Genomic DNA, 26385 nt, shown 5'->3' with positions numbered 1-26385 from the left:
TCGTCATGAACGATATTGCACAAATGACGATTAAGTTTACCGAAATAGAAGGGATCTTCAACATGAATAAATATATTGCTTTAGTTGGAACCAATTCGGATAAATCAACAAACCGTGAATTGCTCCAATTTATGAAGCGACACTATGCTGATCAGGCCGACATTGAAGTGGTAGAAATTAAGGGCTTACCCGTCTTTAATAAACCAGACAACATGAAAGTGCCTGATGCAGCCTTAGCCATCGCTGATAAGATTGATCAGTCAGATGGTGTCATTATCAGTACACCTGAATACGATCATTCTGTTCCAGCAGCTTTAATGAATGCACTTGAATGGTTATCTTACGGAATTCATCCATTTGTGGACAAGCCGGTGATGATTACCGGTTCTTCGTATGGTTCACTTGGTTCTTCACGGGCTCAAGGCCACTTGCGCATTATTTTGGACTCACCAGAGTTGCGGGCCCGCATTATGCCAAGTTCAGAATTTTTGCTGGATCATTCTTTACAAGCGTTCGATGACGACGGAAATTTGTTAGACCAGGAAAAGTTGAGCAAACTTGATGGGTTGTTTGCTGATTTCCAAACATTTGTTGGTTTGGCTAAGCAGCTTAACCACGCAACAAGTATCAATCGCCAAGAAGCTAGCGACTATTCTTGGGATAAACAGTAACGTGACTCAAGCGAGTGATTAGGAGACGACAAATAATGAAACTTGTAGGAATTGCCGGTTCGGTAGCGGACCATTCTTATAACCGGATGTTGCTGAAGTTTATCGCAAACCACTTCAGCGACACGGTTGACTTGGAAATTTTAGATATTAACGATGTGCCAATGTTTAATCAAAGTGATGATCAAACAGACAGTGAACCAATTGCCTACCTGACGCGAAAGATTAGTCAGGCGGACGGGGTTATTATTGCGACACCAGAACATAATCACACACTCACGGCTAGTTTGAAGAGTGTGATTGAATGGTTATCATTCAATGTTCACCCATTTTCAGACAAACCTGTGATGATTGTTGGTGCTTCATATTATGATCAAGGTTCTTCGCGGGCACAATTGATGCTTCGCCAGATTTTGGAATCACCTGGCGTTAATGCCATTGTTATGCCTGGTAATGAATTTCTATTGGCAGATGTTAAGCAGGCCTTTGATGAAAACGATAACTTGAAGGATGCTAACACCGTTAAGTTTCTTGGCAGTACATTAGATAAGTTTGTTAAGTTTGTAAGGGTGATCAATATGTTAAACGAACCTCAACCAACCAGCGCTGAAGACGAAGACTTAACTGCTTCTAGCAAGATCGACACGACTGTCGAAGGCGTTGATATGGGTGCTGATGACTGGGTCGAACAGGCCGCTAAAAAGGTCAATGCCGTCGAAGGTGATACGTACGTTAAACTTGATCGTGGCCTTTTAACGGTTGATCAGCTGAACGCGTTCTTAAACTCAATGCCAATTGAATTGACGTATGCAGACAGTAACAATCAGTTCATTTACTATAACCACATGCTGCCTGCTGATAAAATGTTGGCACCACGGACACCGGCTCAGGCGGGCGATCCAATGTCAATGGTTCACCCGGCTCGTGCTGTTAAGCATGTTAAGGAAGTTATTCACATGTTGCGGACTGGCCAAAGAGACGAAATTAAGATGCCTGTGCCAGGTAACGGACCAGACAAGTATATTTTGCATGCTTATCGTGCGATGCGCGACAGCGAGAATAAATATCTTGGGATTAACGAATACGTTGAAGATTTAATGCCAATGATCAAATGGTACTTGGCTAAGACCGGTCAGAAGTTAGTTGACGATCCAGATGCCGTAACCGGTGCATCTGCAGAAACGACTGACGCATCTACAGGGGCCTCGTCAGCCAATGAACGGACCGTTGCTCCGGTAGCAGCCCCAGCAACGCCTGAAACTGATGCTAGTACCGGAGCATCCGAAGATGAGGAAGAACCAACGTCAGTAGCAAGTGCTGAATCAATATCAGCATCGACTGAAACAGCGGCTGATTCCGAACCTGATGATGTCACTGGCGCTTCAGAAGACGAATAGTTTGTTTTCATTTAAGCTATTCCAATCCAATACACATTGACAAACGCTTTTATTAAGCACAAATAAATACCGTTCATTCGTTTCTACAGATCAAAGATGATGTGTAGGAGAATGAGCGGTATTTTTGACGAGACATTTTAATTAAGGTTGATAACTGACTGTTTTAAGGATGTCAACGGAACGTTGTTTGCCAGTTTTAGTCACTTCATGGCCACGTAATTGCTGTCCATGCGTGCCAACTTTTGCGGTTACGGTTTTGGGTTGTATTGACCAGCCTTTTGATGTGATATGAACTTTGTAGGTAGCCGGAGTGAGCGGTTGACCATTCTGAGTCAAAGCATTTGTTGACCACGCTTGGGATTTAACCGTTACATCATCGCCCACAATTGCGTCACCATGACTAATGGTGACATGTAACTTTGTTTGATCAGGTAAATTTGTTGATCCTTTTAGCTGTACGCGACCCTTGTTATCCACATTAAAGTGAAGCTTGGTACTAACGCTAATGGTTGGTTTGCCCTTGCTTGTACTTAACCAAGTTTCGCCCACACCGGGATTTGAAGACGCAGGCGCCATGCCAGCAATTGTCCAAACAACGATACAAACGAGGCTTAAAACAATCGCCAGAATGGTTTTAGTTCGTTTTTGCCAGGGACCGAAACGGAACATCACGTAGATTCCAGCCGGAAAGAAAATGATGGTTAGCACAATCCCGAACCACGGTTCTTTATAAAATTGATTTGCTTGCGTATTCATGAATACCTCCGGGTTAGTCAATTGTTTAAGTATACCATCAAACGCCGGTGGAAACGGTTTCCACCAAAAAAAGCGGCGATAAAAAAAGCGCCAGCGTGATGGGTTTGTTATAATTGGGGCACATTAAGACAAAGGACATTATTTTATGAATGATTTGCAGCAATTAATTGAACGACACCAGTATACGGGTCGGGTTGGAACAGCATTTATTTATTCGATCTGTGTCTCAATCGCCCTAAATTTCTTTTGGAATCCCGGTCATATCTATTCTTCAGGCATTACAGGAGCGGCCCAGCTGGTCCATACGTTGTCAACACGGTATCTTGGCGTGGACCTTGGCATTGGCGAACTACTGTTTTTGCTTAATATTCCACTGTTCATTTTGGCGTGGATTAAAATTAGTCATCGATTTACGATTTTTACAATCATTGCCGTCGGGATGTCAACCGTGATGATTCGGGTGTTACACCCTGTAACCTTAACAACTGATCCGATTATTTGTGCGATTTTCGGTGGTGCTGTCAATGGTTTCGGTACCGGCTTAGCATTACGTTACGGAATCTCTACCGGTGGGTTGGATATTTTAGGGATTGTGATCCGTCGGGCAACGGGCCGTAAGATGGGCACTATTAACATGACTTTTAATGCCTTCATCATTGTTGCTGCGGGATTTGTGTTTGGCTGGCCATACGCTTTTTATTCAGCAATCGGTATCTTCGTGAACGCGCGGGTTATGGATATGGTGTATACCCGTCAACAGCGGATGCAGGTGATGATTATTACGGACCGGCCAAAAACGGTCGTGGATTCGGTCCAACATCACATTCGACGTGGTATTACTATCGTGCATGGTGCTGAGGGGGCTTACAAGCACAATAAGAAGTCGATTTTATTTACAGTTATCTCTGGTTATGAAGTTGGTGAGCTGCAGGAGGCCATTAACGAATCGGATCCCAATTCATTTGTATCACTGAGTAATATTGTCAGGATTCTGGGGAATTTTTATGAGCCAAGGTTGTAGAAATTAGATGCTAAAGTTCGAAGGGAGAAAATGATGTTAGTTGGGTCGCACGTAAGCATGAGTGGTAAAAAAATGTTGTTGGGTTCTGCTGAAGAAGCTGCAAAATATGGTGCCAATACATTTATGATTTATACAGGGGCGCCACAAAACACGCGCCGCAAGCCAATTGAGGAATTAAATATTGAAGCCGGTCACACGTTTATGACGGCACACAATTTGGATCACATTGTTGTCCATGCTCCCTATATTGTTAATCTTGGCAATACGTTTAAAGCGGAGAGCTTTGCGTTTGCCGTTGATTTTCTCAGGGAAGAGGTCAAACGTGCGGACGCACTGGGGGCAGAACAGATTGTCTTGCATCCAGGTGCTCACGTAGGTGCAGGCCCGCAAGCTGCCATTCAATCAATCATTAAAGGCTTAAATGAGATTCTGACGCCTAATCAGCATGCTCAGATTGCCATTGAAACAATGGCTGGCAAAGGCACCGAAGTTGGCATTACGTTTGATCAAATTGCTGAAATGATTGATGGCGTCACGCTAAACGATAAGCTGTCTGTCTGCTTTGACACTTGTCACACCAGTGATGCAGGCTATGATATTAAGGGTGATTTTGATGGTGTTATGAACGACTTTGATAAGATTATTGGTTTAGATCGATTAAAAGTTATTCACTTAAATGACTCGAAAAATCCTCAAGGGGCGCACAAGGATCGCCATACTAACTTAGGATATGGTACGATTGGTTTCGATCGTTTGAATCAGATTGCTCACGATGAACGATTTGTTAACGTGCCAAAAATTATGGAAACGCCATATGTTGCCGTTGATCCTGAAAACAAGCCAAAGGATAAACGAGCACCATATGGCTACGAAATTGCTGAATTAAAAGCTGGTAAGTTTAATGATCATCTTGTTAGTGACATTGCAAATGACCTGCCTTATGATAATTTTTTAAATTAATCGCATTTTTCTGAAATAAATTGGCTCGAATAATTGACGAAGGTCAAAGGTTTCTGTATACTTCTTTAAGGACAGTTAAGTGCAGAACGTACAAAACCGTTACTAAACGCTCGAAGGGAGGGGATTTCAAAATGGCAAAGACAGTTGTTCGCAAGAACGAATCCTTAGATGATGCTCTCCGGCGTTTCAAACGGACCGTTTCGAAGAACGGGACCCTTCAAGAATACCGCAAACGGGAATTCTATGAAAAGCCAAGTGTTAAGCGTAAGCTTAAGTCAGAGGCTGCGCGTAAGCGTAAGAACAAGAAGAGTCGTTTCTAATTGTGAAAGTGAACGTCAGCTTAGGCTGGCGTTTTTTTCTGTCCAAGAAGCGGTATACTACATTCAGTGACTGAATAATTTGGAGGTATGAGAAATTATGGATTTGTTATCCCAATTGAATGAAGATCTGAAGACGGCCATGAAGGCTCGCAACAAATTAGAATTAAACGTTATCCGTTCATTGAAGACAGGTGTCATGAACGAAAAAATCGAACTGGGTCACGATTTAACACCTGACGAAGAAGTTACGGTGGTCTCTCGTGGGCTAAAACAGCGCAAGGAATCATTGACCGAATTTGAAAAGGCAGATCGTCAAGATTTAGCAGATGATACCAAAGCAGAGATTGCGATTGTTGAGAAATACATGCCCGCTCAAATGAGTGAAGATGAAATCAACAATGTTGTTAAAGAAACTGCACAACAAGTTGGCGCAACAAGCAAGGCCGACTTTGGTAAGCTAATGGGTGCCGTAATGCCTAAAGTTAAGGGCAAGGCAGACGGCAAGCTGGTTAACCAGGCAGTTAAAAACCTGTTAAGTTAATCAAGTTTGTAACGGGGTTAAAGAACAAAGTTTAATTGGAGCAAGTGATTATGGAATCCTTATTCTCGTATTTGGGAATGGGGATTTTTTGGATTGTTCAGTTAAAAAGAAGGTTGTAGTGACACCAGTTCTAAGCGTCGCAGAATGTTTGTGCTGGTGGTTGATTATGATAAAATAGAGATTGTACAGTGCTAGCTAATTACAATCTAGGAACTTCAATGTTGCTGTCTGTTGCTTAACAGTCAAATGAGGCATACGGTCGATAACATTGACGGCCCAAGGTTCATGTGAATGAATTATGGGTAAAAAAGATATGAGATAGGCGACCAAAAAGCAGCTTTAAAAGATGTCTGCATACGGTAATGAGTAGCCATTCACAGTCTTTAGACATAAATCAAAAATAAAGAGAGTAACATCAAAGGAGCGAAACATCTTTGGCAGAAAACCAGTTTGCATTTGAACGACAGTTCCGTTTGTCCACACCGGATTTGGAAGCCGGCCTAGTTGGCGCTAATGACGCCAATTTACGCTTGCTGGAAGAGGGTCTGAATGTTAATATTCACGCCTTTGGCGATACAATTACCGTATCCGGGGATGACGAGCAGTCCGTGGATCGCACAATTAAAATTATTGATAATCTGGTTCAGTTAATTAAGAGTGGTATTACGTTAAACAGTACCGATGTCGTGTCAGCAATGAAAATGGCCGAACGTGGTACATTAGAATATTTTCAGGACTTGTACAAACAGACACTGATTAAGGATGATCATGGACGCGCAATTCGGGTCAAAAATTATGGCCAACGTCAGTACGTTCAATCGATTAGCCATAACGACATTACGTTTGGTATTGGACCAGCTGGGACAGGGAAAACCTTCTTGGCAGTGGTAATGGCCGTTGCCGCTCTGAAACGAGGGGATGTTGAAAAAATCATCCTAACACGGCCCGCTGTTGAAGCTGGTGAAAGCCTTGGCTTTCTGCCTGGTGATTTAAAGGAAAAAGTTGATCCGTATTTACGTCCAATCTATGATGCGCTTTATCAAATTCTCGGTTCAGAGCACACACAGCGATTGTTAGACCGAGAAGTGATTGAAATTGCGCCACTTGCTTATATGCGTGGTCGTACTTTGGATTCAGCGTTTGTTATTTTAGATGAGGCTCAAAATACGACTAATGCGCAGATGAAAATGTTTTTAACCCGTCTGGGATTTGGTTCAAAGATGATTGTGAACGGTGATATTTCCCAAATTGATCTGCCACGGGGTAAACATTCTGGTCTTGTTGACGCTCAGAATTTGTTGCAAAACATTAATCACATTGGTTTTGTATCATTTAATGCGGATGACGTGGTTCGCCACCCAGTCGTTGCCAGCATCATTAACGCCTATGAAAACCAGCCTACGCAGGACTAACCTAATGAAGAGTTAGTTCAGTTCACAGATACGGTCAGATAATCAAATTAACGGAGTGAAGAATAAACATGGATCTTGAGATAGTTGATCAAACAGAACAAGGCGTGCCCGAAGAACGGGTAACGATGGTTCGTGAAATCCTCGAATTTGCCGGAAAGACAATTAAGTTACCAGAGAATACGGAAATGTCCTTAACGTTTATGAATAATGAGGGGATTCGGAAGTTGAATCGCGAATATCGTGGTGTCGATAAAGCAACGGACGTGATCAGCTTCGCAATCGAAGAGGATCCGGACGATGAAGATGAGATTGTCATGGACGATGAGTTACGTCAGGAAATTCCGATGAATATTGGGGATATCATGATTTCCGTTGATAAAGTTGCGGACCAAGCAGAATATCTCGGGCACTCTTACGATCGCGAATTAGGTTTCTTAGCGGTTCACGGCTTTCTGCATTTAAACGGATATGATCACATGGAACCAGCGGATGAAAAAGTGATGTTTGATTTACAACGAAAGATCTTGGACGATTATGGCCTCACCAGATAAGCATCAAACAGAGAAAAATCATCATTTTATTCAGGCGTTTCATCACGCCATGGATGGTATTATTGGAACCATTCATAATGAACCTAACATGCGCTACCACCTTATTTTTGCGTTGGCGGCGCTGTTGTGTGGTTTGATTTTGCAAATTACACGAATGGATTGGCTATGGATTACGTTGGCCATTTTTACCGTTATTCTGGCAGAATTTGCGAACACTATCGCCGAGTCTCTGAGTGATTTAATCACCCATGGTCAGTATGATCCATTAGCCAAGCAGGTTAAGGACGTTGCTGCTGGTGCGGTGGTGGTTGCCGCCTTGTTTGCAGTGATTACGGGATTGTTAGTTTTTGGCCCGAGAATTTGGAGTTTGATTTTGAATTAAAACACATGGTGATGATACTAAATAGCATCATAGTTAAGGAGAGCACTAAATGACGCAAGAACAACAAGCATTTCATTCCGGCTTTGTGGCGATTGTTGGTCGGCCAAATGTCGGCAAATCCACTTTTTTGAACCGTGTAATTGGTCAAAAAGTTGCGATTATGAGTAATGTGGCCCAGACGACCCGAAACAAAATTCAGGGTATTTACACAACGAATAGTGAACAGATTGTCTTTATTGACACACCGGGAATTTTCAAGCCATCGAGTAAGCTGGATGAGTTTATGGTCAATTCGGCCATATCGACATTGAACGAAGTTGACGCCGTTTTATTCATGGTTAATGCACAAGAAACACGCGGTGCGGGCGATAATTACATTATTGACCGATTAAAGGACATCCATAAGCCAGTTTATTTAGTGATTAACAAAATTGATCAGATTCACCCAGATAAATTATTAAGCGTTTTAGAGCAATACAAGGATGCTCTCGAGTGGAAAGAAGTGTATCCAATTTCCGCTTTGCAAGGTAACAACGTAGATGAATTTTTGAGTCAGCTTTCCAAAGACTTACCAGAAGGACCACAATACTATCCTGAGGATCAAATAACGGATCATCCGGAGCGATTTGTCGTCGCAGAACTTGTTCGTGAAAAAGTGTTACAGCTAACTCGTGATGAAGTGCCGCACTCTGTCGCGGTTGAAGTTGAATCGATGAAACGTGAGTCACGTCCGGGGAAGCGAGCTGATGGTCAGCCCAATGAACTAGTTCATATTGCAGCAACGATTATTGTGGATCGAACCTCACAAAAGGGCATTATTATTGGTAAAGGCGGCAAGATGTTGAAAGAAATTGGTTCACGTGCGCGTGCTGATATTGAGCCACTGCTTGGCGATCGCGTTTATTTGGAGTTGTGGGTCAAGGTGGTTCAACACTGGCGGGACAAACCTTCCGCGCTAAGGGAATACGGTTATAAATCACAAGACTATTAGTGCATGTTTGAGTAGTAAGATTGTGTTCCAAAGGTAAGTGACACAAGGGCACCTCATTCCCAGCCTCGGGAATAGGTGCTTTTGCATTAACACTCATTATCCAGACAGAATTTTGTCATAGTTTCATTCCGTGCTATTTTTCACTTTTACTTTCGTTACTTTCGAGTCAGATATGTTAAAAGCATTGACAATGACCGTTACTGCTGGCATTTAATTTAGGAGTTGGGAGGCGCAATGTGGCAACTTATCAGAATACACAGTTTCAAGGCATCGTGATGTATGCGAATGATTATCGAGAACGCGATCAGTTGATTAAGATTTTTACTGGCGAATATGGCAAAAAAATGTTCTTTATTAAGAATGGCAAACGCCGCGGCATGCGTCTCCATAGTGCTCTTTTACCCTTTACAGTTGGAACGTATGTCGGCAATGTAAACGATCAGGGACTTAGTTTTATTAACGCAGCTAAAGAAACGGCACAACTGCAACAGATTCGCGCTGACATCAATAAAAATGCATATGCAACATATATTTTAGGATTGGTCGATGCAGCCTTTCGGGATGGCCAAATAGTGCCAGATTGGTTTATGAAGACTAAGAATGCGTTGACACTCATTGATGACGGGCTTGATGAGCAAATCATTACCAACATTATTGAAATTCAATTGTTGCGGGCCTTCGGGGTCGCCCCAGAATTGCAACGATGTGCCGTTTGTGGGAGGACAGATTTGCCGTTTGACTATTCTGAAAAGCTTGGTGGGTTAATTTGTGCCAATCATTTTGATCAAGATAGTCACCGTCTACATTTGGATGCACGGACAATCTTTTATTTACGCCAGTTTTCTGTCATCGATTTGGCCAAAATCACCACAATTAATGTGTCACCAAGAACGAAGCGAGGATTGCGGCGAGTACTAGATTTGATTTATGAGAATAGCGTTGGGATTCATTTGCGTTCCAAACGTTTTATTGACCAAATGGCGACGTGGGAAGATCAGTTAGCAGCTCGTGGTCAACAGTTGAAACAACGTCACCAGGCGGCGTTAAAGACTGATGACAAAAAATCCGATCTGAGTACGAGTCAAGGTGTCAATGACGAAAAGGCAATGGGCTCGGATGAGTCAGAGCAACAGACAGATTCTGACCAGCATTGACAATTTCTGGTACAATGCCTATGATTATGAAGTTGAACAAGTAAATAAACGTTAACAGCGATCGAAAAGGGTTATCGTGGTCATGGTCAGCGAACTGGGGATAGTGAAAGCTCAGTCATGGTTGCGATAGATTGGCATTTCGGGAGTTAACACCAACTAAGCTGCCTGATTTAATTCGGGAAGTAGGGTGGAACCGCGTAATTAATTCACGTCCCTACATCGACACATTTTGTGCTGATGGAGGGGCGTTTTTATTTTGAAGGGAGATCGTCATGGAAATTAAAAAAGATGAAAAACTTTCCGTGCAACAAATTATTTTGACCTTGCAGCAATATTGGGCCGCGCAAGGCTGCATGTTGATGCAGGCCTACGATACTGAAAAAGGGGCTGGTACGATGAGCCCTTACACATTTTTGCGGGCGATTGGACCAGAACCATGGAACGCCGCTTATGTGGAACCAAGTCGCCGGCCAGCAGATGGTCGATACGGTGAAAACCCTAACCGTCTATACCAACATCACCAATTTCAAGTATTGATGAAACCAGCTCCCGAGAACATGCAGGAACTGTATTTGAACAGTTTGCGTGAACTTGGCATCGATCCTCTTGAACATGATATTCGTTTTGTTGAAGATAACTGGGAAAACCCGTCCATGGGTTGTGCCGGTGTTGGTTGGGAAGTTTGGCTTGACGGGATGGAGATCACCCAGTTTACTTATTTCCAAATCGTTGGTGGTCAGGAAATGAATCCAGTAGCCGCTGAAGTAACGTATGGTTTGGAACGACTTTCTTCGTATATTCAGGACGTAAACTCCGTGTTCGATTTGGAATGGAGCGATGGCGTACTGTATGGTGACATTTTTAAAGAACCAGAGTACGAGCACAGTAAGTATTCCTTTGAAGAAAGTAACCAAGATATGCTCTTGCATATGTTTGATGATTTCGAACGTGAAGCGAAAGCTAACCTGAGTAAGGGGCTTGTTCACCCAGCGTACGATTATATTTTGAAATGTTCACACACCTTCAACTTACTTGATGCCCGCGGTGCAGTTTCCGTAACTGAACGGGCAGGCTATCTAAGTCGTATTCGGAAGATTGCTCACAGTGTTGCCGTAGCCTTTATCAATGCACGTGCCAAACGTGGTTTTCCATTGATCAAAGACGACAAAGAGCGTGAGGCTGTCCTTGCCGATTGGCGGAAAAAGGAAGAAAAGAAAGCTGCTCGGGCAGCTAAGAAGAACGCAAAGGAGGCCAAATAATGGCACATCAATTTTTACTTGAAATTGGGTTGGAGGAAATTCCTGCTCACGTGGTGACACCAAGTATTGATCAATTGGTTGAACGCACAAAAAACTATTTGGCCGAACAACGGATTACGTTTGACAGCATCAAACCATTCTCCACACCACGGCGGTTAGCGTTACTGATTTCTGGTCTGGCTGATAAGCAACCAGATGTTGAAGAAGAAGTTAAGGGCCCCGCTAAACGGATTGCGCAGGATAAAGACGGCAACTGGACAAAAGCGGCTCAAGGTTTTGCTCGTGGACAAGGTGCCAGTGTTGATGACATCATTTTTAAAGAATTAAAGGGTGAACAGTACGTTTACGTTCAAAAGCACGAAACTGGGCAGCCCGTGAGTGAGGTTTTGACGGGCATGAGGGATGTCATCATGGCGATGACGTTCCCAACCATGATGAAGTGGGGGAGCTACAAGTTTCAATACATTCGCCCAATTCGTTGGTTGATTGCATTGTTGGACGATGAGGTTTTGCCATTCAGTATTCTCGACATCAGCACAGGCCGAACTAGTCAAGGTCATCGTTTCCTTGGGCACGAGGTGGAAATTAAGCATCCGGCAGATTATGAAGAAGCCCTGACAAGTCAGTTTGTTATCGCGGATGCTGCCAAACGTAAAGCTAGGATCCGTCAACAAATTCAAGCGCTGGCAGCCGAACATAACTGGACGATTGATATTGATGAGGACTTACTGGAAGAAGTTAATAATCTAGTTGAATGGCCAACGGCGTTTGCCGGTCACTTTGATGCTAAATACCTCACAATCCCCGATGAGGTTTTGATTACTTCAATGAAGGATCATCAACGTTTCTTCTACGTGCGTGATGAGGCTGGTAAGTTGCTGCCAAACTTTGTTTCCGTGCGTAATGGGAACGATCAGCACTTGGATAACGTGATTGCTGGGAATGAAAAAGTGCTAACTGCTCGTTTGGAAGATGCGATGTTCTTCTATGAGGAAGATCAAAAACACGATATCGACTTTTATGTGAACAAACTGAAGTCGGTTAGTTTCCACGACAAGATTGGTTCCATGACTGAACACATGAAACGGACTGGCATTATTGCCAATTTGATTGGTCAACGTGTTGGTCTTAGCGAAACTGAGTTAGCTGATCTACAGCGTGCAAGTGAAATTTACAAGTTTGACTTGGTAACTGGTATGGTGGGCGAATTTGCCGAGTTGCAGGGTGTTATGGGCGAAAAGTATGCCTTATTGTTCGGCGAGAAACCGGCAGTTGCACAAGCTATTCGTGAACACTACATGCCTGTTTCAGCCGACGGTAGCTTGCCACAATCAAACGTTGGCGCGGCTTTGGCAATCGCGGACAAGTACGATAGTATCACTGCGTTCTTTGCAGCTGACATGATTCCTAATGGTTCTAACGATCCGTATGCTTTACGGCGTCAGGCGTTTGGTATCGTGCGGATTCTGCGCGATCGGAAATGGCACTTGCCATTGTTGAAGATGGGGCAAGACTTTGAAATTGCTCTTTCCAATAAGCACGTTGAATTCAACCCAGAGTTGACAGCTAACTTAGCTGCTAGCCGCCAACGGATTCAGGAATTCATGAACGACCGGGTTCGTCAATGGTTTGCTAGCCAGCATGTTCGTCATGATATTGTAGATGCTGTTACGAGCGCTGACACTACAGATGTTGTGAACATGTTGGATGATGCGGCCGCATTAGTGGCGCACGTGGATGACAGCAACTTCAAGGATGCCATTGAAGCATTAACGCGGGTTGCTCGATTAACGAAGGCAGATTTGTTGGATGCACCATCACTGCCTGTTGATCCTAAATTGTTTGAAAACGATGCAGAACAAAAACTGTATGACGGTGTTAATGACGTTAAGGCTCATTTCGATGACCGGACACCAGAACAAAACTACCAAGCATTGGCCGACTTGCAGCCAGTTATCGATGCCTACTTTGAAGCCAATATGGTTATGGATGATAACGAAGCCATTCGGCGTAACCGTTTGAATCAACTTGCTCAGCTTACGAAACTTACCATTCACCTTGGTGATCTTAAGCAATTGATCGTTAAATAGGTGGTTGGGACCTTACGCTTCCGGTTGTCCACATTGCTACGCTCGCCGTGGGACCGGTTCGAGCCTCCTGAAAACCGGAGTCTTTCACCTCGCCGCCAAGCCTCGTGAACCCCGAGTCTCGGCGATCGTCCGTGATGTTAATTCGAGAGAACCATTCGAATTAACATCACTTTCACGGCTCGGTATCAATGTTGACGCCCTCCAGCTCACATAGCGGTTTCTGTTAGCACTCAACCGATTAGCTATATAGCAAGCTTTAAGACTTTTTGCGGAGATAGTGACGTCTCTGGTCGACGTAACGACATTTGTCGAGCCAATTCATGTCTGTAAGTTGAGGCTGAACAGTCATTTGATAATTTGAATAGTAGTTGATTGAACGGGCAAAAAATCGTCCTGTCAATCAGCTGCTATTTTTATTTAGTACGCTATTCGCGCTATACTAAACGTGAAAAAATATTTAATTTGAAACCGTTCGATTGCGGTTTGGGAGTGGTAAACAATGGCATTACAGCTGAAACGAATTTACGAAGCACCAGCTGCCAGCGATGGGCAACGAATCTTTGTCGACCGTTTGTGGGCGCGTGGCATCAGTAAGGAACGGGCGGCATTAACCGACTGGGACAAGGAGATTGCGCCATCCGCGGAATTGCGCAAACAGTTTGGTCACGATCCTAAAAAGTTTCCAACTTTTAAACATGAATATGAACAAGAACTGGCGGCTAATAAGATGACGAAGGCCTTTATTGAAAAGATTCGGTCAGGTTTATCAGCGGGCAACGTGACGCTATTGTTTGGTGCTAAGGATGAGGAGCATAATAATGCGGTTGTTCTCAAAGAATTCATCGAGGCGCGCTTGACAAAATAATTTAATAACCGGGCACTAAAATACACGAATTCAAATACTGTACATTGCTGGCAAAGCGTGTATAATACTCATTGTGTGTAATTGGGCTCAATTTTAGTCGCATTTTTTGTCTCGCGAAACTTAACGTTCACGATGTCGGAAGGTGCGTCTTTTTACGCTCAATAGGCCAGGCTTCAGCACTGGAGGTGATGTTGTGGCAATGAGAATTCCAGAGGATGTCATCGAAAACGTTCGTAGTTCAGTGAATATTGCGGACGTAGTAGGTCAGTATGTACAGTTAAAGAAATCCGGTAAAAATTTGTTTGGCTTGTGTCCGTTTCATGAAGAAAAGACACCGTCATTTTCAGTTAACGAAGAAAAACAAATTTTCCACTGCTTTAGTTGTGGCCGTGGCGGTAACGTGTTTAAGTTCTTAATGGAACTGAATAACATCAGTTTTCCAGAAGCAGTCATTCAAGTAGCTGATGACGCCAACATCACCATTGCTGACGAGTATAAGCAGACTGAAAGCAGCCCAGTTAACTCTGAGTTTGGCCAGTTAATTGGTTTATACGAGGATGCTGCTAGGCTTTATCACCATGTGTTAATGAACACACAGGTTGGTGAAGAGGCGCTGGATTATTTGCATAAACGTGGACTGGACGATGATACGATTAACACGTTTGACATTGGCTTCGCACCTGCTGAAGGACTATTAAAACCCTTCTTTGAAGAGCGAAACGTTGATTATCAAACATTGCGTAGTTCCGGATTGTTCATTGAGAACCAAGACGGGCAGTTGCGTGATCGTTTTAGTAACCGAGTGATGTTTACGATCCGTAATGCTAGTGGCAAGGTGATTGCTTTTTCCGGTCGTTTGTTGCATAAGGATCCAGATGCGCCGAAATATTTGAATAGTCCAGAAACGAAGATCTTCCATAAAAGTGATACGCTGTTTAATTTTGACCTAGCTCGTCGTGAGATTCGTAAGGCGGATGCTGTAATTTTGTTTGAAGGTTTTATGGATGTTATTGCAGCTTATTCTGCCGGAGTAAAGAACGGTATTGCTTCCATGGGAACAAGTTTAACCACTGATCAGATTGGTATTTTGCAACGTGTGACTAATACGTTGTATGTGTCATATGACGGTGATGATGCGGGTCAAAACGCAACTCACCGGGCGCTGTCACTAATTAGTGGTCAAAGCAATATGGATTTAGGCGTCGTGCAGATGCCTGAAGGTCTGGATCCAGATGAATACTTGCGAAAGTATGACGCTGAACACTTCCGAGGGGTGTATGAAGGTGCCAAGGAGACGCCCGTGGGATTTGCGCTACGTTATTTAGCCCGTGGCCGGAATCTTGATAATCAAAGTGATCAGTTGACTTACTTGAATGAAGTGTTAAAGATTGTTGCTGGTGTCCACTCGCCAGTTGAACAGGATTTATATCTGAATCAACTGGTGGATCGCTTTGGTGTTGATAAGGCTAGTTTAAAAGAGCAACTGGCTGACATTCGTCAGACGCAGACGCCAACTGTTGTTCCTGGTGAACAGCTAGGCACACCGGTTCAGAGTGCGCCGACACCAGTGAAACAACTAGTCCGTGAGCCGGCACACCTAGATCGCATTGAACGCGCGGAACGATTGTTATTGCATCGTATGCTGATTGATCAGAGCGTTTGGTTACATGTCACGGCTAATCAGGATTTTCATTTTGTCCATGACCAGTATCAGACATTGTTTTTAATGGCTCAGGGATTCAAACAAACGCATGCCGATGTTCAAATTGCGGCATTCTTGGATTATGTCAACGATGATGAGTTACAACATACATTGATTGATATCACAGAACAGCCCAGTGTTGACCGGGATGATATGACCGATGTGAATGATTGCATGCACATCATCATGAATCAAGCGCCCATTGAGGAGCAGATTCGTCAGAAGAACATTGCCATGATTGAGGCCAAACGATTGAATAATCATGACCTTCAAAATCAACTAACCTTGGAATTAGTTAATTTGTACAAGCAAAAGCAGGCGATGAAAAATGCTTGATAATTCTATTAATCGGTGTAAACTTATTTATTTGTCGGATTGTGAATACTAAGGGGGACCTTGCATGTCTGAAAAGAAAACAACATCTACAAAAGATTTTGATGAAAAGAAGTTCAAAACAGCAGTTAACGCACTAATTAAGAACCGTAAGAAGGCTAAAGAAGTCCGTTATGATGAATTACAAACGGAACTGGTTAAGCCATTTGCGTTGGACGCCGACAAAATTGATGATTTAATGCAAAAAGTTGAGGATGCTGGTATCAGTATCGTCGATGAAAATGGTGACCCCTCTGAGCACGCCTTAAAGAACAAAAAGAGCAGTGTTACAACCAAGGAATTAAAGGCTAGTGATGCTGCACCATCCGGAGTTAAAATCAATGATCCGGTTCGAATGTACCTGAAGGAAATTGGCCGTGTTTCTCTATTATCTGCCGATGAAGAAGTTGCTTTGGCTTTGCGAATTGAACAAGGTGACGAATCAGCCAAACAAGAATTGGCTGAAGCTAACTTACGGTTGGTCGTATCAATTGCTAAACGATATGTTGGTCGTGGGATGCAGTTCCTTGATTTAATTCAAGAAGGTAACATGGGACTGATGAAAGCCGTTGAAAAGTTTGATTACCGCAAGGGATTTAAGTTTTCAACGTATGCCACTTGGTGGATTCGTCAGGCTATTACCCGTGCGATTGCTGACCAGGCACGGACAATTCGGATTCCCGTTCACATGGTTGAAACAATCAACAAATTGATTCGGATTCAACGTCAATTACTTCAAGATTTAGGTCGTGAACCAATTCCTGAAGAAATTGGTGCTGAAATGGACATGCCGACGGAAAAAGTTCGTGAAATCTTGAAGATTGCGCAAGAACCAGTTTCTTTGGAAACACCAATTGGTGAAGAGGATGACTCTCATTTAGGTGACTTCATTGAAGACCAGGATGCAACTTCGCCAGCTGACCACGCAGCTTATGAACTGCTGAAGGAACAGTTGGAGAGCGTTTTGGATACGTTAACTGACCGTGAGGAAAATGTGCTTCGTTTACGTTTCGGTTTGGACGATGGCCGGACCCGGACTTTGGAAGAAGTTGGTAAGGTCTTTGGCGTTACGCGTGAACGAATTCGTCAAATTGAAGCAAAAGCATTACGTAAGTTACGCCACCCAAGTCGTTCCAAACAATTGAAAGATTTCTTGGAATAGCCGAGGAGTCTCTAGGGCTTGCTGATTGTAGTGTGTCCGTTTGAAATAACTAGAATTTAATTAGCTTTATATGGCATTCATGGTCAATTCTTGAATTGATGATGGATGCTTTTTTTATAGCGACGTTTGAAAAAAGAGCTAGTAAACCATTTGACGACAAAGTTCTGTAAAAATTCTGCAACTGGCGCGATGTGATTGGTATACTGTTAATAAAGATGGAGAGTGTACCGGCGATGATTGTTATGTCGCAAGTTGCTTTTTGTTCTAGTAATCGGTGCACAAGAGGAGGATACATGGACGCGGATCACTTATCAAAACGATTAGCTGCTGTGGCAGCATATGTGCCTGCCAATTCACGCATGGCGGATATCGGCTCGGATCATGCTTATTTACCAGTTTATTTGGCTAAACGCCAACGAATTTCGTATGCGGTGGCCGGAGAGGTTGTTGATGGACCGTTTGAAAATGCTAAAGCGGAGATTGCCAACCAGAATTTAACCGAGTGTATTGATGCCCGTCTGGGAGACGGGGTAACAGTGCTTAAACCTGACGATAACATTGATACCATTGTTATTGCAGGAATGGGTGGCACATTGATCAGTGACATTCTGGAACGTGGTTGGCAACAATTGACTGGCAATGAATTACTTGTGTTACAACCAAACGTCGGTGAATATCATTTACGTAAATGGCTGGCTACTCATGCTTATCAAATCACGGCTGAGCAGATTTTAAAAGATGATGGGCACATTTATGAAATTATGGTGGCCCATAAGGTCAAGGAGCCGTTTTCACTCAGTGAACTGGATGCACGCTTTGGTCACTTTTTACTTGCTAATCCCAATGACGCGTTTGTTGAAAAATGGCAACATGAGCAGCAGCGGAACGCACACGTATTAACAGCACTAAATCATGCGGCAAACGTACCCGTTGCTAAACAACAGGAATTGCAACGTGAACAGCAACTAATTGAGGAGGTCCTACAAGATGCAAGCACAAACCTTAATTGATCAATTCGAAAAGTTTGCGCCACTTCGTTATCGCGAAGCCGGTGATCCGACCGGTTTTCAAATCGGCAGTCGCCAGGCAGAAATTCATAAGGTTTTGGTAACTTTAGATGTTCGACCAGAAGTTGTTGATGAAGCAATTGCCGAACATGCTGATTTTATTTTTGCCCATCATCCAGTCATGTTTCGCCCGGCTAAAAATCTTGATTTTGATGCAGACCCACAATTGGCAATGTACGGGAAGATTGTTGCTAATCACATTACTGTGTATGCTGCTCATACCAATTTGGATAACGCTCCAGGTGGCATGAATGACTGGCTTGCTGACCAACTGCAATTGGAACATGTTCAATCTTGGCTGCCCAATCCTGATGCGCAAGAAGTATCCATGGGCCGGGTCGGTAAGCTGTCAGAACCGATGTCAATGCAAGCATTCGCGGAGTATTGCAAAACACAATTTAAAATCGGTGGGTTGCGGTTGATTTCACATGAGCCAACCAAACAAGTCAGCAAAGTTGCCATTTTAGGTGGTGACGGTGGCAAATTTTTCCGTGAAGCACAGGCAACGGGGGCCGATGTCTATGTTACGGGCGATGTTTATTACCATACCGGGCATGACATGTTGGCATCCGGTTTGTCTGTTGTGGATCCAGGACACCACATTGAAGCTGTTTGCATCCCCAAGTTGGCTTCTATGTTCCGTCAGTGGTCTACACAATATCAATGGCATCTCGATGTTTTAGAATCAAAACCTAATACGGATCCCTTTACTTTTGTGTAAGCGCGCCGAATCAGGTAGACTTGTTTTGAGTATGTTTGAACTTTATTTTAAAAAATAGGAGCGTGACAGTTGTGGCACAATATGAAACCTTGCTTTCGCGGTTTATCGGTTATGTAAAGGTCAATACACGATCAGATCCAGATTCAACAACCATTCCATCTTCGCCTCGTGAAGCAGACTTTTTAAAATCAATTGCTGAGGAACTAACTGAACTTGGGCTATCGGATATCAAAACTGATCCTGACAGTGGTTATGTAACTGCTGTTCTGCCAGCCAATGATGATGGCAAAACAGCACCAATTGGCTTTTTAGCGCATATTGATACAGCGGATTTTAATGCGGACAACATTACACCCAACATTGTTAAGAACTATGACGGTAAGTCAGACATTAAACTTAGCGACGATGGCCAGTGGACATTAAAACCTAGCGAATTTCCAGCATTGCACAATTACACCGGTGAGACATTAATTACAACTGACGGTACAACACTTTTGGGTGCCGACGATAAAGCTGGTGTGGCTGAAATTATGACGGCCATGGAGTACTTGCTTAATCATCCAGACGTTAAACATGGTGAAATTCATGTTGGTTTTGGTCCAGATGAAGAAATCGGTACTGGTGCGGATCACTTTGATGCTAAGCGTTTCGGCGTTAAGTATGCTTACACGGTTGATGGCGGTCCATTAGGTGAATTGGAATACGAGACGTTTAATGCCGCACAGGCAGTCGTAACCATTCAAGGCAAAGATGTTCACACGGCCACTGCTAAAGGTGTTATGCAAAACGCACTGCAAATTGGGATTGATTTCCATAATCAATTACCTGCAAGTGACCGTCCAGAAAATACTGAGGGTCGGGAAGGCTTCTTCCACTTGTACAAAATGACAGGGACCGTTGATCAAGCCCAGTTAACTTACATTATTCGGGATCACGATCGTCAGAAGTTTGAAGACCGTAAACAACAAATGCGAGATATTGCTGATAAGCTCAATGCTACTTTAGATGAACCACGAGTGAAGTTGGTATTGACGGACCAGTATTACAACATGCGTGAAGTACTTGAAAAGGACATGACCCCAGTTGAATTGGCTAAAAAGGCCATGACTGAGTTAGATATCGAACCTGTCATTTATCCGGTTCGCGGTGGGACGGATGGTTCCAAGATTTCGTTCATGGGTGTACCAACGCCGAACCTGTTTGCCGGCGGTGAGAACATGCACAGCCGTTATGAATATGTTTCGCTTCAGACTATGGAACGTGCTGTTGATGTGATCTTGAAGATTACGGAACTCAATCGGCAAGCTTAAGAAGTGGTAATCACTGTTTACAACGCAAAATAAAAACGACCTTAACAGAAACATCTGTTAGGATCGTTTTTTATTATCTGTCGTGAGCAATGCTAGTTAGCAATCCGCGACAACAATTATGATTGACTTGCTTCATCAGCATTAGCCGCTGGTTTGTCGGCCATCATGTGTGTTGCGACTGAAGTCACAAGGCAGACGACGGCGGCAACGATGCCAATTTCAAAAGCGCTATATTGCAACAATTCTAGTTGCCCACCAATATAGCCAATGACCTCGCCCCAGATGAAGCCCCAAAAGATTACAGTTAAGTAACGCATATTGTGACCACCTTTCGTATCAATAGTAGTTTAACACTCTGACTACTGATTTCAATAAACTTTCATTCGCGAATACGGATAATTTTGGCTGGTTTTGTTATAATATGAAAGACGAACAAACGTTTGAATATGTAATCTTATCGATTATTCAATGAAAGGGGGATGCTTGTGTCTTCTGAGACTGAAATTGATGCAGCAACGGTACCGTCATCTGGCGAAATAAATGGTCTCGTACCATTATCTGTTATCAGTAGTTATAGTCTATTGCAAAGCCCAACAAGAGTCACAGAGCTCGTGCAAACTGCAAAGCAGCGAGGGTATCAGGCGGTTGCACTGACTGATATTAATGTGTTGTATGGCGTTGTTGACTTTTTTAATGCTGCCCGACAAGCTGGCATCAAACCATTAATCGGTCTGACCATCGAACTAGCCAGTGAGGTAACTGAGCCAATGGACAATGACCAGGCGATGCCATCGACAAAACATAATGATCTGCCAACATTCCCGCTAACTTTGATTGCTAAAAATGAGCATGGCTATCAAAATCTAATTCAAATTTCGTCAGCAAAGATGACCCGCGAAGAACGCGATCCATTAAAAGTTGTTGATATAAGTGATTGGTTGTCGGATTTGGTCATCGTTAATGGATTACAAAGTGAAATTGGCCGACTAGCCAGTACGGGACAACAAAACGCAGCGGCTCAACAAATGACGCGGTTGCAAAAGATTGCCAATGACACGGTATACCTTGGTGTGAGTGATCAACAATCAAGAGCGACGATCGACACGCTTCAACAATTTGCAGATCAGAACCATTGTCGATTGGTGGCCGTCAACGACGTTCGCTATTTGAACCCCGATGATAGTTTTAAGACTAGTGTGATGACGTCGATTAGTAGTGGCGAACAAATTACTAATTTAGGAGCTGTAAGTCAACAGACAGGCCCATGGTATCTTCGTGAGGCTGTTCCGCTGGCTAATCACTATCATGAATTGGGTCTGGATGAGGCCGTCCGAGAAACGAGTCACATTGCTAACATCGCAACGGTTGACTTTACGTTTCAAGCCCCACAATTACCACATTTCAAGACGCCCAGTCATGAACCGGCGGCAGATTATTTGCGACAATTGTGTGCCGCAGGCTTGACCAAACGTTTAGGCGAAGGCAATCCCCTGGCGGAGCGGTATCAACAACGATTGACTCATGAGTTAACTGTTATTCATCAATTAGGCTTTGACGATTATTTCCTGATTGTTTGGGACGTGATGAACTATGCTCATGAACATCACATTACTACCGGTCCAGGACGTGGCTCGGCGGCTGGATCCCTGGTTGCTTATGTACTCGCTATTACCGAAGTTGACCCGTTAACATACGACTTACTGTTTGAACGATTTTTAAATGATCAACGGGCCCAAATGCCCGATATTGATTTGGACATTCCAGACGACAAACGTGATGAACTGTTATTGTATGTGCGCGATCGATATGGCGCTGATAAAGTTGGCCAGATCATTACGTTTGGAACCCTCGGCGCTAAGCAGGTCATTCGTGACGTTGGCCGTGTATTTGGTTTGTCCACGTTTCAAATGGCTGAATGGAGCCGGACGATTCCTGGTGGATTAGGTGTGACGTTGGCTAGTGCCCAGCGTGATTCACAACCCCTGCGCAATCTAATTGCGGACAGTGGCGTCAACTCTTTACTGTTTGAAACAGCCATGGCGTTGGAAGGGTTGCCGCGACATACATCAACGCATGCTGCCGGTGTTGTCTTAAGTGATCAGCCATTAACAGATATTGTCCCGGTTCAATCGGGATCCGAAGGTCTGCTCGTGGCCCAATTTCCTAAAAACACCGTTGAAGCGCTAGGGCTGCTTAAGATGGATTTTCTTGGACTCCGCAATTTAACCATTTTAGCGAATACATTAGCAGAGATCGAAACGACAAATGGCAAGAAGCTTCAAGTTAATGATATTCCGTTAAATGACAGTGAAACATTGGCCTTGTTTCAAAAAGGTGATACCAATGGCGTATTTCAATTTGAATCGAGCGGCATTAAAAATGTTTTGCGTCAATTACATCCAGAAACCTTTGAATTGGTAGTTGCGGTTAATGCACTTTATCGACCAGGACCGATGGAAAACATCGATCACTTCATTGCCCGCAAAAAGGGCAAGGAGCCAGTCACGTATCCGGCACAAGCATTAGAGCCAATTTTGGGACCGACATTTGGCATCATTGTTTATCAAGAGCAGGTTATGCGAGTCGCCTCAGTTATGGGCGGTTTCTCATTAGGTAAGGCCGATATTCTTCGCCGTGCCATGAGTAAAAAAGATCATCATAAAATCGATGCATTACGTACTGAGTTTATTGAGGGGGCAGTGGCTAAGAATTTTACGCAAGCGGTCGCTGTTCAGGTATATGACTATATTGAAAACTTTGCATCTTATGGTTTTAACCGATCACATGCTGTTGCTTACAGTAAAATGGCGTTTGAACTAGCTTATCTAAAGGTGCATCATCCGGGTGCCTTTTTTACAGCACTACTTAATTCTGTGCTGGGCAATCCAACAAAAACGAAATTATATTTGTTAGAGGCAAAACAGCATGGTGTTAATGTAGCGGCGCCCAACGTTAACGTTAGTCAGGCGGGATTCTCACTGGTAAACGGACAAATTGTGTTTGGACTTAGTGACATTAAAGGTGTGCGTCGAGACTTTGTTGCCAATATCTTGGCTTTGCGGCAAAAAAATGGTGCATTTAAAGACTTAGAAACATTTGTCAACGCGATTGAACCACAGTTTCGGAAAACGGACGTTTTAACAGCCATGATCTATGCTGGCAGTTTTGACAGTTTTGGCTTAAACCGAGCTGAATTGTTGGATCTGTTGCCACGTGTGATTTCCGGTGCTCAGGTCAGCATCGATCTATTTGAATCAAACTTGGGGCTTAAACCCAAGGTTGAGCATCGCCATGATTTATCTTTGAAGGAAAAATTAAGTCATGAGGCCGAAGTACTTGGTGCTTATGTATCAGGACACCCGGTAGAACAATATACAGGGCTCAGCCAGCAACTGAATGCAACGCCAATTGTCGATGTAGCGGTCGGGCAAGTGGCAACCGTTATTCTATACACTAGTCGGATCCGTGAAATAAGAACTAAAAAGGGTGACCGAATGGCATTTGTCAGCGGAAACGATCCATCTGGTGAATTGTCGATTACTGTCTTTCCACGACTTTATAAAGAAGTTAGCGAATGGTTGGCGCCAGAACAGGTCGTCGTTGTTACCGGTAAAATTGATACGGGTCGCCAGCTGGAAATCGTGGCAGATCGACTTCAATTGGCCAAAACAGTTCAGGAACAAGGTGTGCATCAGCAATCGCGTCAAAATACGCAACTGAATGGTGGATCCAATACGCAGTCGAATAAGCCTGCTCAAGCGACAACAAGACCGCATGTGTCAGAGCCAGCCACGCCAATCGGCACTTGGTATTTACAACTGACCGAAGCAAACATCACTGGTGGTGCGGAGAATGCCTTTCGACAGCAAATGGGCAGTCTCCGCGGGAATAACCCAGTAATTTTGCATAATCAAGTTGATAACCGGACGGTTAAGTTGGCTTCCGCATTTAATTTGGCGGCCACGGCACAGGTTCGCAATCAATTGATTGGCATTTTTGGTGAAGGTAATGTTGTTTTTCGACGAAATCAGACATAAACGTTTAAACTGTCTTCAACAAAATGAAAAACCGGTGTGGGTTTTCATGAATATTTATGAAAACTCATGAAAAGGGCGACAACGACATTTTAAAAGTGTTAAACTAATATCGTATTTAAGGGAACAATAACGTTCTCAAAAAAGCCACTCTGTGGCACAAACTCAAAGGGAGAGATTTTTGTTATGAAAAAAACTAAAATCGTTAGCACGCTTGGACCAGCCAGCTCAGACGTTGATACGATCGTTAAGCTGATTGAAGCAGGCGCCAACGTTTTCCGTTTTAACTTTTCTCACGGAGATCATGAAGAACACCTTGGTCGTTTAAACAACGTCCATGAAGCTGAAAAGATTACTGGCAAGACTGTTGGTATCATGCTTGATACTAAGGGTGCTGAAATCCGGACAACGGTTCAAAAAGATGGCAAGATCGAATACAAGACTGGTGACAAGGTTCGCATCTCAATGGACGACTCCATTGAAGGTACACACGACAAGATTGCCGTTACCTACCCTGGCTTATACGATGATGTTCATGTTGGTGGTCACGTTCTGTTTGACGATGGTTTGATCGACATGAAGATTGACGAAAAAGACGATGCTAACAAGGAATTAGTAACCACTGTTCAAAACAATGGGATGCTTGGTTCTCGTAAAGGTGTTAACGCACCTGGTGTTTCCATCAACTTGCCTGGGATCACTGAAAAGGATTCATCAGACATTCGTTTTGGTTTGGATCATGAAATCAACTTCATCGCCGCTTCATTCGTACGTAAAGCGCAAGATGTTTTGGACATTCGTGCTCTGCTTGAAGAAAAGAACATGCAACATGTTCAAATCTTCCCTAAGATTGAATCTCAAGAAGGTATCGACAACTTCGACGAAATTCTTGAAGTTTCAGATGGTTTGATGGTTGCCCGTGGTGACATGGGTGTTGAAATTCCTGCCGAAAATGTGCCATTGGTACAGAAGGAATTGATCCGTCGTTGTAACGAATTGGGCAAGCCAGTTATCACTGCTACCCAAATGTTGGACTCAATGCAAGAAAACCCACGTCCTACACGTGCTGAAGCATCTGACGTTGCTAACGCCGTATTTGATGGCACTGACGCAACCATGTTATCTGGTGAATCTGCTAACGGTGACTACCCAGTAGAATCTGTTGCAACGATGAACCGGATCGACATCAAGGCTGAAAATGACTTGAGTGTTGATGGACACGCTGTTCACAATTTCGATACTTCAGATGTTACAGAAGCCGTTGCTGCTGCTGTTGCCCGTACTGCAAGTAACTTGCACGTTAAGACAATCGTTGCTGCTACTGCTTCAGGTCACACTGCACGGATGATCAGTAAGTACCGTCCAAACGCCGACATTCTTGCCGTTACGTTTGACGAACGCACTCAACGCGGTTTGATGATCAACTGGGGTGTTTACCCAGTTATCGACACTGCCCCAGCAAGCACTGATGACATGTTCGCATTAGCTAAGAAACGTGTTGTTGAAGAAGGCTTAGCTGAAAAGGGTGACACGATTTTAGTTACTGCCGGTGTACCAGTTGGTACAAAGGGTACAACTAACATCATGCGTGTTATGCGGATCGACTAATTTTAAAAAGTATTCGTTTAAGGCTGCTGACGTTTGTCGGCG

Annotated in this window: 21 protein-coding genes and 2 pseudogenes; 21 read left to right on the top strand and 2 right to left on the bottom strand. The window is 43.6% G+C overall.

Going from position 1 to position 26385, the window contains the following annotated elements; translation table 11 throughout:
* Positions 1-62 precede the first annotated feature (62 nt).
* Together G400_RS0101890 and G400_RS0101885 are read left to right on the top strand one after the other, a co-directional pair.
* Positions 63-671: an NADPH-dependent FMN reductase gene (locus G400_RS0101890; RefSeq protein ID WP_026017152.1), complete on the top strand. Its 609-nt coding sequence runs from the start codon at positions 63-65 to the stop codon at positions 669-671.
* Positions 672-706: 35 nt separating this feature from the next.
* Positions 707-2065 carry an NAD(P)H-dependent oxidoreductase gene (locus G400_RS0101885; RefSeq protein ID WP_017261956.1) on the top strand — a complete coding sequence of 453 codons (1359 nt, stop codon included), beginning with the start codon at positions 707-709 and terminating at the stop codon, positions 2063-2065.
* A gap of 141 nt (positions 2066-2206) precedes the next feature.
* Here G400_RS0101885 and G400_RS0101880 read toward each other — a convergent pair whose 3' ends face one another.
* Positions 2207-2821, bottom strand: a complete 615-nt coding sequence (locus G400_RS0101880) for a hypothetical protein (RefSeq protein WP_017261955.1) — start codon at positions 2819-2821, stop codon at positions 2207-2209.
* A gap of 145 nt (positions 2822-2966) precedes the next feature.
* Here G400_RS0101880 and G400_RS0101875 point away from each other — a divergent pair, with 145 nt between their 5' ends.
* The 17 genes and pseudogenes from G400_RS0101875 to pepT all read left to right on the top strand — a co-directional run bounded on the left by G400_RS0101875 (position 2967) and on the right by pepT (position 20701).
* A complete protein-coding gene (locus G400_RS0101875; protein ID WP_017261954.1) occupies positions 2967-3842 on the top strand; it encodes a YitT family protein in 876 nt (291 codons plus the stop codon).
* Between the two features lie 33 nt (positions 3843-3875).
* The gene (locus G400_RS0101870) at positions 3876-4802 is read left to right on the top strand and encodes a deoxyribonuclease IV (protein WP_017261953.1); all 927 of its coding nucleotides are present in this window, start codon (positions 3876-3878) and stop codon (positions 4800-4802) included.
* A 131-nt stretch (positions 4803-4933) separates the two neighbouring features.
* Entirely contained in the window at positions 4934-5122 is a 189-nt protein-coding gene (rpsU, locus tag G400_RS0101865; protein ID WP_017261952.1) for a 30S ribosomal protein S21, read from the top strand.
* A gap of 97 nt (positions 5123-5219) precedes the next feature.
* Positions 5220-5663 carry a GatB/YqeY domain-containing protein gene (locus G400_RS0101860; RefSeq protein WP_017261951.1) on the top strand — a complete coding sequence of 148 codons (444 nt, stop codon included), beginning with the start codon at positions 5220-5222 and terminating at the stop codon, positions 5661-5663.
* Between the two features lie 434 nt (positions 5664-6097).
* The gene (locus G400_RS0101855) at positions 6098-7075 is read left to right on the top strand and encodes a PhoH family protein (protein ID WP_017261950.1); all 978 of its coding nucleotides are present in this window, start codon (positions 6098-6100) and stop codon (positions 7073-7075) included.
* A 68-nt stretch (positions 7076-7143) separates the two neighbouring features.
* Positions 7144-7626, top strand: a complete 483-nt coding sequence (ybeY, locus tag G400_RS0101850) for an rRNA maturation RNase YbeY (protein WP_017261949.1) — start codon at positions 7144-7146, stop codon at positions 7624-7626.
* Entirely contained in the window at positions 7610-8008 is a 399-nt protein-coding gene (locus G400_RS0101845) for a diacylglycerol kinase family protein (RefSeq protein WP_017261948.1), read from the top strand. The genes ybeY and G400_RS0101845 overlap by 17 nt, the downstream gene beginning before the upstream one ends.
* Before the next feature lie 49 nt (positions 8009-8057).
* A complete protein-coding gene (era, locus tag G400_RS0101840; RefSeq protein ID WP_017261947.1) occupies positions 8058-8999 on the top strand; it encodes a GTPase Era in 942 nt (313 codons plus the stop codon).
* Between the two features lie 236 nt (positions 9000-9235).
* A pseudogene (gene recO / locus G400_RS0101835) lies at positions 9236-10000 on the top strand (DNA repair protein RecO); the annotation flags it as partial.
* 425 nt (positions 10001-10425) lie between these two features.
* Positions 10426-11412: a glycine--tRNA ligase subunit alpha gene (glyQ, locus tag G400_RS0101830; RefSeq protein ID WP_017261945.1), complete on the top strand. Its 987-nt coding sequence runs from the start codon at positions 10426-10428 to the stop codon at positions 11410-11412.
* Positions 11412-13502: a glycine--tRNA ligase subunit beta gene (gene glyS, locus G400_RS0101825; RefSeq protein WP_017261944.1), complete on the top strand. Its 2091-nt coding sequence runs from the start codon at positions 11412-11414 to the stop codon at positions 13500-13502. The genes glyQ and glyS overlap by 1 nt, the downstream gene beginning before the upstream one ends.
* A 499-nt stretch (positions 13503-14001) precedes the next feature.
* Positions 14002-14367 carry a DUF488 domain-containing protein gene (locus G400_RS0101820; RefSeq protein ID WP_017261943.1) on the top strand — a complete coding sequence of 122 codons (366 nt, stop codon included), beginning with the start codon at positions 14002-14004 and terminating at the stop codon, positions 14365-14367.
* A 193-nt stretch (positions 14368-14560) separates the two neighbouring features.
* Positions 14561-16405: a DNA primase gene (gene dnaG, locus G400_RS0101815; RefSeq protein WP_017261942.1), complete on the top strand. Its 1845-nt coding sequence runs from the start codon at positions 14561-14563 to the stop codon at positions 16403-16405.
* Between the two features lie 64 nt (positions 16406-16469).
* Positions 16470-17603 (top strand): RNA polymerase sigma factor RpoD, encoded by a 1134-nt coding sequence (gene rpoD / locus G400_RS0101810; protein ID WP_017261941.1) that lies wholly within the window; start codon positions 16470-16472, stop codon positions 17601-17603.
* A 293-nt stretch (positions 17604-17896) separates the two neighbouring features.
* Entirely contained in the window at positions 17897-18613 is a 717-nt protein-coding gene (locus tag G400_RS0101805; RefSeq protein ID WP_017261940.1) for a tRNA (adenine(22)-N(1))-methyltransferase, read from the top strand.
* The gene (locus G400_RS0101800) at positions 18591-19391 is read left to right on the top strand and encodes a Nif3-like dinuclear metal center hexameric protein (protein ID WP_017261939.1); all 801 of its coding nucleotides are present in this window, start codon (positions 18591-18593) and stop codon (positions 19389-19391) included. Before G400_RS0101805 ends, G400_RS0101800 begins: the two co-directional genes overlap by 23 nt.
* A 71-nt stretch (positions 19392-19462) precedes the next feature.
* Positions 19463-20701 carry a peptidase T gene (pepT, locus tag G400_RS0101795; protein WP_017261938.1) on the top strand — a complete coding sequence of 413 codons (1239 nt, stop codon included), beginning with the start codon at positions 19463-19465 and terminating at the stop codon, positions 20699-20701.
* A gap of 116 nt (positions 20702-20817) precedes the next feature.
* On the opposite strand, the gene G400_RS0101790 is transcribed toward pepT, so the two are convergent.
* Positions 20818-21018 carry a YjzD family protein gene (locus G400_RS0101790; RefSeq protein WP_017261937.1) on the bottom strand — a complete coding sequence of 67 codons (201 nt, stop codon included), beginning with the start codon at positions 21016-21018 and terminating at the stop codon, positions 20818-20820.
* Positions 21019-21186: 168 nt separating this feature from the next.
* On the opposite strand from G400_RS0101790, the gene dnaE reads away from it, so the two are divergent.
* Entirely contained in the window at positions 21187-24738 is a 3552-nt protein-coding gene (gene dnaE / locus G400_RS0101785; RefSeq protein WP_017261936.1) for a DNA polymerase III subunit alpha, read from the top strand.
* A 183-nt stretch (positions 24739-24921) separates the two neighbouring features.
* Positions 24922-26337 (top strand): annotated as a pseudogene (gene pyk, locus G400_RS0101780) (pyruvate kinase); the annotation flags it as partial.
* Between the last annotated feature and the right edge of the window lie 48 nt (positions 26338-26385).

Origin of the sequence: Furfurilactobacillus rossiae DSM 15814 (genome assembly GCF_000428925.1) — a bacterium.
GTDB lineage: Bacteria > Bacillota > Bacilli > Lactobacillales > Lactobacillaceae > Furfurilactobacillus > Furfurilactobacillus rossiae.
This window is presented reverse-complemented; position numbering and strand designations above follow the sequence as displayed.